6 protein-coding genes and 1 pseudogene are annotated in these 9,151 nt (G+C 64.1%); 2 read left to right on the top strand and 5 right to left on the bottom strand.

Annotated elements, in window-relative coordinates:
• The first annotated feature begins 89 nt into the window (after window positions 1–89).
• Window positions 90–671, top strand: a complete 582-nt coding sequence (locus RCH10_RS26625; protein WP_409054715.1) for an IS3 family transposase — start codon at window positions 90–92, stop codon at window positions 669–671.
• 37 nt (window positions 672–708) lie between these two features.
• Here the strand turns inward: RCH10_RS26625 and RCH10_RS26620 are convergent.
• Window positions 709–1,281 (bottom strand): annotated as a pseudogene (locus RCH10_RS26620) (tyrosine-type recombinase/integrase).
• 264 nt (window positions 1,282–1,545) lie between these two features.
• Between RCH10_RS26620 and RCH10_RS26615 the strand changes: the two are divergent.
• Window positions 1,546–2,877 (top strand): hypothetical protein, encoded by a 1,332-nt coding sequence (locus tag RCH10_RS26615; RefSeq protein ID WP_409054714.1) that lies wholly within the window; start codon window positions 1,546–1,548, stop codon window positions 2,875–2,877.
• 202 nt (window positions 2,878–3,079) lie between these two features.
• Here RCH10_RS26615 and RCH10_RS26610 read toward each other — a convergent pair whose 3' ends face one another.
• The 4 genes from RCH10_RS26610 to RCH10_RS26595 all read right to left on the bottom strand — a co-directional run.
• Window positions 3,080–3,583 (bottom strand): HNH endonuclease, encoded by a 504-nt coding sequence (locus RCH10_RS26610; protein ID WP_409054713.1) that lies wholly within the window; start codon window positions 3,581–3,583, stop codon window positions 3,080–3,082.
• A 74-nt stretch (window positions 3,584–3,657) separates the two neighbouring features.
• Window positions 3,658–4,344 (bottom strand): hypothetical protein, encoded by a 687-nt coding sequence (locus RCH10_RS26605; protein ID WP_409054712.1) that lies wholly within the window; start codon window positions 4,342–4,344, stop codon window positions 3,658–3,660.
• A 4-nt stretch (window positions 4,345–4,348) separates the two neighbouring features.
• Window positions 4,349–7,606 (bottom strand): helicase-related protein, encoded by a 3,258-nt coding sequence (locus RCH10_RS26600; protein WP_409054711.1) that lies wholly within the window; start codon window positions 7,604–7,606, stop codon window positions 4,349–4,351.
• On the bottom strand, window positions 7,603–9,151 hold a 1,549-nt coding region (locus RCH10_RS26595; protein ID WP_409054710.1), incomplete at its 5' end, for a phospholipase D family protein. The genes RCH10_RS26595 and RCH10_RS26600, both read right to left, overlap by 4 nt.

Below are 9,151 nucleotides of genomic sequence, written 5' to 3'. Positions count from 1 at the left end.
GGATCAAGATGTCCTTGGGCGCGCGCAGTCCCGTCGACTACCGAAGAAGCTTGGGCCTCACGGCATAAACAGTCCAAGTTTTTAGCCGCATCCCCGCTGGGTCAATTTTCGGCCGGCGCCAACACGTCCCTGGGATCACCGACGTGCACGTGCCAAACGTCCTGAAACGAAACTTCTGCGCAAAGGCTCCCAATGAGAAATGGGCAACCGACATCACCGAGTTCAACGTGAACGGGCAGAAGCTCTATCTATCGGCCTGCATGGACTTGTACAACGGCGAGATCATTGCGCACCGCATGGCGAGGCGCCCTGTCTTCGACCTGGTCTCCGGTACGTTGGATGTGGCACTTACGCGGGCAAAACACATCGTCGGACTGACCGTGCATTCGGACCAGGGCTGGCACTACAAGATGCAGCCGTATCGGGCGATGCTTGCGCATCACGGGGTAACGCAAAGCATGAGCCGCAGAGGCAATTGCTTTGACAATGCGGTAATCGAAAGCTTCTTCGGCACCCTCAAGTCCGAGTACTTTCACCTTGAAACGCTTGGCGACCTTGACGAACTCGAAGTGGGCGTGAATGAATACATCCACTACTACAACCACGAGCGCATCAAGCTGCGATTGAAAGGGCTTAGCCCGGTTCAATACCGGTTGAGAAACACCGCCTGATCGGCGGGATCACAATGTCCAACTTCTGGGGGTCAGTTCAAAACCGGGGCGATTCAGTCGATTCAGGCTTCGTGTGGCCCAGCAGGAACTGAACTGCGCGCAGGTTTTTGGTCCTTCGGTGAATCAGCGTTCCCTTCGTTCGTCGCATGGAATGTGCCGTAGTCTGCCGGGTCTAGGCCGAGTTCAACTACCCAGTGTTCAACAATACGGGCGTACTGACGACCCGAGATGCGGTGAGTTGTGGATCCGACTTGGGAACACGAGTCATCGGACTTCAGTCCAGCGAGCTTGATCCACTTCAGGAGGGCTTTACGAGTGCCGACTGTGATCTCGAACTGCACGAAACGCAGTATCTTGTGCTGCATGACCACCGCGCGCGAGCGAGCTGGTCTCCGTGACAGACATTGCGAACCTTGAGTGGAACGAGATCACAACCGCGAAGCTTGCTATCGGTCGCCAGATTGAAGATTGCACGTTCGCAAATCTTGTTTTCCATTTGGAAGCGGACTCGGAGCGCCCAGATGTCCTTGGGCTTGAAGGGCGCCTTCTGCCCGTCGACTTTCCCCTTGTTCCACGGTTCCCAACAAGCTACATCGGCTACTGATCTGATGATGGTCTCCCATTTTGTGAGGGACGAGAAAGAATGCGCGTCATGCTCCCCCGCAACCGAGCCGCGTTCTGACCCGCGAACTGGTCTACACCGGCGTGACACGCGCGAGGCGGTGGTTCACGCTGATCGCGTCGCCGGCAATGGTCGACATGGTCGTCAGCCAGCGGGTCGGGCGCACCAGCGGCCTGGCTGAATGAGGCTGTCCACTGCGCTCCCGGCACGCGTCGCCGTGTCGGGCCCGCCCACCGCAAAATCAACGACGCCATGACGCTACTGACCCTGCCCGCGCGAGAAGTCCGAGCCCACGCATTCCGGGAGACTGCCCGCGAAGCTGGGCTCGCCGATGTACTGGGTTTTCGTGAGGTCAAGCCCAATGCCAACAGCGGACAGGACTACGACAAGCTATTCGTGGGGCCCAACCCGTGGGCCATCCTCTCGCTGGAGGCGTGGTATCCGTCAGGTCGCTCACCCTATTTGAAGGTTACCCACAGCCAGACGATCCCGCAACGATGCAAAGTCCTTCTCGATGGTTTTGCTCGGCGGTTCGAGCTTCAGGGAACCAAGGTCGTCGTTCATCCCAGCTACATCAGTGTTCACGCGGATCTGCGCGCACTTCTGGACAGCCTAGCGCTGACGCTGTCCGGCGCGACCGTCGGCTCGAAGGATCCGCCGCCTTCCATCCGAACGGTCGCCGTTGCGCGGCCGGTCGTGGCGCCACCGTCCCCGGCTGTCGCCGTGTCCTGGCCCCTTGCGTCAGAAGGCATGGGCCCGGACGCATCGCGCGGCCTGGCGTCCTTGGCGACCCGTCAAGAACGACTGGAGGCACTGGTCTCGGGCCCGGGGACGTTCGCCCGGCATCCCGACAACGCGCGGCTGCTACCGATCACGTTGAGCTACGCCACGCCCTTTCGTGGAACTTTTTTTGGCGAAACGACCTTGCGTGGCGTGGCGGCGGAGCTTCAGGACAGGCGGGTGGATGTCTTGATCCTGGGCTCGAATCCGAACGCCGGTGAACTCAGCGCCGATTCTCCGCACGGCTCGCTCGGCGAGCAGTTCCACAGCGGCCTTTTCGGAGAGGCCTATTTCGATGCGGCGCGGCGGCCCCGTGCGGGCTGGGCGCCTCAGACGGATCGCAAACCTGGCTGGCAATCCCTGTTTCGAGCGATCCAGGGCGCAGGCTATCGCGGCGATGCCGTCACGATGGCCAACTACTTGCCTTGGGGCAGCAGCCAGCTGCACGAATTCCTGAACACGTTGGATGCCGCGCTGCTCCAGCGCGTAGTCGAATTCGCGGATCTGCAGTTGCTGCGCATGCTGGCGCTGCTGCGGCCCAAACTCGTCATTGCCGTGCGAAGCCTGTCGCAGACGGCAGGGCTAGAGGCGTCCGTTCCTGCCCGATGGGGCGCGCAGGCGGTACCTGCGTCGGTGGACGTGCCCACGGTCGCGGGGGGCATCAAGCGGGTCCATTTGCTCAAGACACCCGCTTTGCACACGGGGGGGGTGCCGATCGTTCACATGCCCCACCCTGGCTACCTGCGCCTGTCGAGACAAGCGGCTCCCCTGTTCGAGCAGGCGCTGGCCCGACTGATGGTCTGACTGGCGTCAGTGGGACGGGCGGTCCGGCGCGCCAGTTCAGGCTCTCGTCGCCCTAGTGCAAGGCCGGATTTGCGCCGCATGGCAAGGAAGTCTCGAGGGTCGACCAGGCTCGGGACGATTTAGGGCGTCCCGGACAGGCTGAACTGTCAAGATCGTGTGGCAGCGCCAGCAGGCGCGGTCGCGCACCCTCGGTCTTGCACGGTCAACCAAATCCGTGCGTCTCGCGATGCTGTCGGATGTAAGGCAGATGCCGAGGCTTCAGGAGAACGCGGGCGTCTCTCGCAAGTCCGACGCAGGCAAGTGCGCCGTCATCCAACGCATCCGACACCAGCAACCGGCCGTCGTCGCGAAAGGCGATGAGCCCTGCATCGAAGAGGCGGTCGACGGACGCGGCAAGGAGCAGCCCGTTGTACTCGTCCAGTCGCGCATGATTTGAGCTGGTGGCCCATGACTGCGCGTGGGAGGCGACCAGCACGCGCTCGACGGCGCAGCCCGTCGCGGCGCACCTGGCGCCCCACAACCTGAGCATGCGCGCCCGATAGCCACCCTGGCCGACGCGCGCGTTGGCCAGCGCCCTGCGCGTCGTTTCCGGCAGGCCCGTCGCCAGGGGGTCGTCCGCCAGCTCGGCTTCGGCGCCGCGCGCCGCGGCATCCAATTCTTGATCCTCGGGCGACTGGGCTGGCAGGCGCTGGCGCAACACCGCCATCGGTGCGGGTGCCAGGGTGCACGGGGCGAACTGGAGCGGGCCGTCTTCAAGAACCCGGCCCGTGTGCAGGTTCCTTAGGTCGCCGCGGCGAATCGGCGAATCGGCGAATCGAGTGGGCCGACATGCTCCAGTTCGACCCATGCGCTCGGCCCGACCCGCGTCTGAACTTGGATGACATCCCCTGCCCACGAGGCGCTCGCGTCCGTGTCGCTTAGGGCGATCAGCACCGACAGCGGGGCGAGGTCCGCGGCCCTGTCATGCAGGAGCGTTTTGATGGTGCTCCAGTTCTGACCCGGCAGATACATCCCCAGACGACCGTTCTGCACGTCGTGCAACGACTGGGGCGATAACTTGATCGATGTCCACACCACGTCGGGTTCGTGGCCTGTCGTGCGCCGGCCTTGCAAGTAGTCCTCCGGCGTTCCGAGCGGCGCGAGCTTCGCGCCCCGCACGAGGTGCCGCAGTTCCGCGGCGATCACGTAGCCCTTCACGTTCCGCCCTGCATGGAGCTTGAGGCTGTTGCTGCCCTTGCCGGGGGAGGGCGGATCGTCCGTCACGCGCGCCGACTCGCCCTCGAAGACCACGGCGTGTATCACCTCTTCCAGGCGATCGACATAGAGGCCTTGTCCGTGCCGGTCGGGGCCGATCACGAAACCTTCTTGCTGGGTGCCGATCTGCACCTTGCGGTAGGGAAACCGGAGCTGGTCCTCCTGGTCCACCAGCGCGAATCGATGGTCGATGGATTCCTTCTTGCTGTGCATCGGATTAGGCGGTGGACGTGGGTCTGTAGTTGATCGGCGCCAGGTCGATGAGGAGCGCTCGACGGATCTCGTCCAGATCCTGCGCGTCGTAGTTCCGGCGCAGCAGGTTCTCGATGAGTTCCTGCTGGCGCGGTTGGCCGAATGACAAGCGGTAGAGCGACAGGATCCGAAGAATTTCGTCGAGGCGCGAGACCTCGGCACTGAAGGGCATGGACGGGACCACGCGCTCGATCCGCGCCGTGCCGCCTGGGACGTGCCAGAACGGAACCAGGTCCGTTTTCTGGGCCGCGGCACTGGCGAGCCGGAAGAGCTCCGACCAAGGATCGGCGGCATTCTCGAGTTGATGGCCGTGCACCTGGGCCACCCGCTGGCGCACCACGAGCGACTTGAATCGGTTGACCCTTCCTTCGCGTTGCTCCAGGTCGATGGGGTTGGAAGGCAGGCTCCAATGGACGACGCGACGGCAGTACCAGTGGAAGTCCAGGCCCTCCTGTCCGATCGAAGTGGAGTTCAACATGAACGGCCAGAAGGGCGAGTTGAAGGACGCACGGATGTGGGCGATGCGGTTCAGGCCCGCTTCCTCGGTGCCGCGCTGGTTGCCCAGGGGAACGGCATAGTGGCAGTGGAAGCGCACGTCGTGGTTGCGACGCTCCGAGCCGGGCAATTTGCTTTGGGCGGTGACCGAGACGGCGCTGGTGCCAACGGCGACCTCAAAGGCCTCCACAGACTCCTTCATCGTATTGTTGGCGGGCTTGAGCAGGTGCATGTACTCGTCCAGCACGGCCTGAAGATTGCCCATGGCCGCGTATTGCATGACCGCGACCCAGGGCCTGGCGCGCGGCAGGACTGCACGGATTACGAGTTGCGACTCGACGCGATTCATCTTGTCGACGAAGGCGAGCGCGGCGTCCGAGACGCGCATGAGCCGGGTTTCCAGCGAGTCGTTCGATCCCGGCGGCCAGCTGACATCGAATGCCCTTTTGAGGCACACGCCGGGCCCGGCGATGGCCAGGTCGACCAGGAACGCGAGCAGATCGGCCGGTGGCGCTCCGAGTTGCAAGTCTGTCCCCTCGGTCCCTTTGGAGGCTTCCACCATCCTTGCGACCTGGGTCTTCCGGACGACGGCGACCTTGGATCTGGCGATCGAGCGTGCCCACGTGTCGAAGTGGTCCGTCTTCCCCTTCAGTCGATCGAGGAGCATGGGTGCCATGGCATACCAGCGAGTCTCGTGACGGCGCGTGCCGCCACCGTACTTGGCGATCAGCGCATCGAAATCGGTCTGGATGCGATCCCGTATTGAGGCACGTAGCGCGCAGAGCTCGCCACCGTTTGGCGACAGTCGCACGGCGCCCAGCACCGCGGACGGGTAGACCAGGGCCCATGCCGCGGATACGGCGTTCTCGTCACTGCGAAATGCGCGGCTGGATGATTCCCTGGCATCGAAATAAGACGGGCGTTTGCCGCGTTTCGGTTGGAGCCTGCGCTCGCACTCATAGGACACCAGGCTGCTAAGTGCGCGAGGCGCAGCCACGAGTGATGAGAACAGCAGCGTCTTGCTGAACCCTTCCTTGTCTCGGAAGGGCCCGTCCACCGCGTAGTTCGGCAGGCTGGGAGCCAACCAGAGGAGTTGCTCCGCCCCGCAGGGCGCGGCCACTTCGAGCACCTGCTTGAACCTGTCACTGGGCGCGTCTTGGCCCAGATCGATCTGGAAGTTGTTCAACGCCGCGGCGGGAATCCATGCAGCGCCGGCCTTCTTGAGTGCCGCCTTGACCAGGGGTACGCCGCGGTGCGAGCGAAGGGTGTCTCTAAATTGGTAGCCAGACAGGAACGAGAGACTCCAGGGGGCCGCCTTGTGGAAGGACATGACGTCCGCGACGCCGGGGCTGATGGACGATGTCTTGAGCGCCTCGGCGAGGCAGTCCAGTGCGATGAACGACGCCACTTCCGCGTTGCTTGGCGGCGACGCTCGCATCTGCCTGTCCACGAACACCTCGTCGATGCCCCGTTCAATGCCCGCACGCTCCGTGCGGCAGATGTAGCGGCGCAGCGCCGATTCGGCATCGTGTTTCGACTCCCGCGGCAGGCTGCCTGGCACCAGTGGGCTGGGAGGCAGGCACAGCAAGCTTTGAAGCAGGGCCTGGCGGGCGATCTCGTACCGCTGCCTGGTGTCTGGGTCGCGCTCGGCCAGGTAGGCCAACAGCTGCGTGATCTGCTGCGAATGGGCCTTTTGGTCGTCCTCGTCGCCCAGGTGCGATAAGGCCTTGAAAGGGGTCGCCGACAAGAGCAGCGTCGCATATCCGTCGCCCTCGTGCAGCACACGGCGGGCAATCAATTGGCGTTCGGACTGCTGCACGGTGTCTTGCGTGCCGTGGCCGGGCTGGGGTTCGATCCGCACCAGGTCGTCAAAGCGCTGAAACTCGTCCAGGATGAATAGGTCGGCCTCCAAATTTCCCGCGCAGCACTGGACGAAGAGATGGCGAAGGCCGGCACGCACGACAGCGCTCAGGTCGGAGAAAACCTGCGCTTTGCCCGAGCGTCGACCGATCGCGCTGGCCAACGCGCGCCAACTGCGAAGGCTCAGACCGGCGTCGATTGCCGCCTGTGTCGTCTTGTCGTCGAAGCTCGGCTTGGTGCCGAGCATCCGGCGGAATTCCTTAAGCGATCGGGGCTCCAACCCTTTGCTTTCCTGGAAGAACTTGCCGGCATCGCTCCATGCTCCGACATAGCCCCGGCTGAAGAAGCGCTCGAGTTGCGGCGTGTCGTCGACACCCGCGCTCACCACGGCACGCCAAAGGATGAAGCGCTCACGTGCATTGCCGCCCCCTTGCGTTAAGGTGAACGAGGTCGCAGGGGTGAGCGTGCAAAGCTCGATGAGCGCATCGGACGGAGCTGCCGGCCGCCGAAGGCCGAGCTCAGCCAGGCGGCTGAAATTGGGCGCGCTCACCCACCGCTCGGCGTCCTTGTCGTGAAAGATCGCGAGCTTGCGCTCGTTTTCCCTCGCGAGCGCCTGGTTGGAGCAAATGTAGGCCACGCGCAATAGGCGACGGACCTCGCCTGCCTTCAGCCGCTGCTTGAGCAACGAGGCGATGACGCCCCGTGCAACGAGCGTTTTACCCAGACCCACCTCGTCCGCCACGAGCAGCCTTCGCCCCAAACCCTGCCCACCATCGAGGCGTTCGCAGGCGGCTCCGACGGAAGCCCGCTGAAAGTCGGTGAGGGAAGCCAATGCCTTGTCGACGGCGGCAAGCGCGGGGTGCGTCATTCGGGATGCCTTTTGCCGAATGGCTCAAAACCCGCGAACAGCTCGGCGAGCTCTTCCGGCAGTTCGACGCCTTCGTCGCGCGCACGCTGCCAGACATGCAGGGCCCTGGCGATGCGCTCGGGCGCTCGGGCGGCGGCGCGCAGCAGGCGTTCGTACAGGCCGCTACTGCCGTCGATGCCGAACATGTCACCCGCGCCCCCCTTGCTCTGTTCCTTCACGCCCTTGAAGCCTTCCGAATCCAACAGCATGTGAAGGTAGCTCAGCAACTTCTCCCTCGAGCCGACCGTCTCCTTGAAGACGGCGCGACGGCGCGCGTCCGAGAGTTCGGCCGACACGCGTGCCTGCACGGAAAACCGGGCCAGGACAGTGCCACCCTGTCCGCTGATTTCCACTGGCACGAAGGCGCTGATCTCCGTCAAGCGCAGCGTGTCCCAAGCGGTTCGCGAGGCCAGTGGTTTCCACGCGTCGCGGCACAGCAGCCCCACGGACACCGCGAAATCGGGCGGGACCACGGGTTCAGGGTCGAGCGACAACTCGACGCGCCAATGGTTTTCGCCGGACGGTTGCGCCTGAAGGTGCCATTGGCAGGACACCAACTGATGGGTGAGGCGTCTGAGTCGCTGGCGCTCCTCCGCGGTCGCGCCCGTGGGCTCCGCGAAGACGTGCGCGGTGAACACGTCGTGCTTGGACCACTCCTTCATGAGCGCCGCGGGCCCCGCACGGTTGTTCGCGCCGTCCAACCGAAGCATGAATTCCTGGTTGCGAGGAGCGCGTTTGCCGGGTTTGCCAAAGGCCGCGTTCGTCATGTTGGCGGACCCGATGTGCCAGTACGCGTTCTTGCCCACCCGGACCACGACAAGCTTTGCGTGCAGGTTCTGGGGCGCAGCCCGTGACTGGCCCAGGCGTTCCTCGCCATCCACGACGGCGTCCCGAAGTCGCTGCACTTGCCAACCGTCCAGGCTGCCCGCGCGGACGGCGTCCAAGGTATCGGCGCGGCTGATGAGGGTCTTGCTGCCCGTGGTCCGGAGAGCGAGGTGCTGCAGCATGCTGTCCGGATCAACGTCCAGAAACGGGGAAACGACCAGCAGTTCGTCGAATCGTCCCGTCATGAGGTCCGAGGCGAACGGCGCCCGGTGGCTGCGTCCTTCCTTGGCGCCGTGGCCGGGCAGCATGGCCACGCGATCGAAGAACGGCGGGGCATCCCAAACGACATCGCTAAGCGACTCGCGCATGTTGTCGAGCAGGCTGGCGTGTTGCGTCGATGCGGGGAGCGTGCGAAGGAATTCCTGCAGCGCATCGGGTTGCTCCCGGCGCCGTCTGCCCGAGGGGGTGCCGTCCAGCGCGACGGCCACATCCCAGCTGCGGTCGAAGGTGAGGTTGCGCGACAGAACCACGAGCCGGAACACCCGCTCGTTTGGATCCGCGATCGAGCAAAAGCGCATGAGCCAGACTGTCCGCGCCGAAGTAGAAGTGAGCCACCGCGCCAATTGAATCGTGAGCCAGGGGTGGAAGCCGACGCCGTGATGGTCGGCTGTGGATAAGTGT

It is taken from the genome of Variovorax sp. GrIS 2.14 (genome assembly GCF_046115955.1).
Taxonomy (GTDB): Bacteria; Pseudomonadota; Gammaproteobacteria; order Burkholderiales; family Burkholderiaceae_C; genus Variovorax.
The sequence above is the reverse complement of the archived record's forward strand: the minus strand, read 5'-3'. Positions and strand labels throughout refer to the sequence as shown.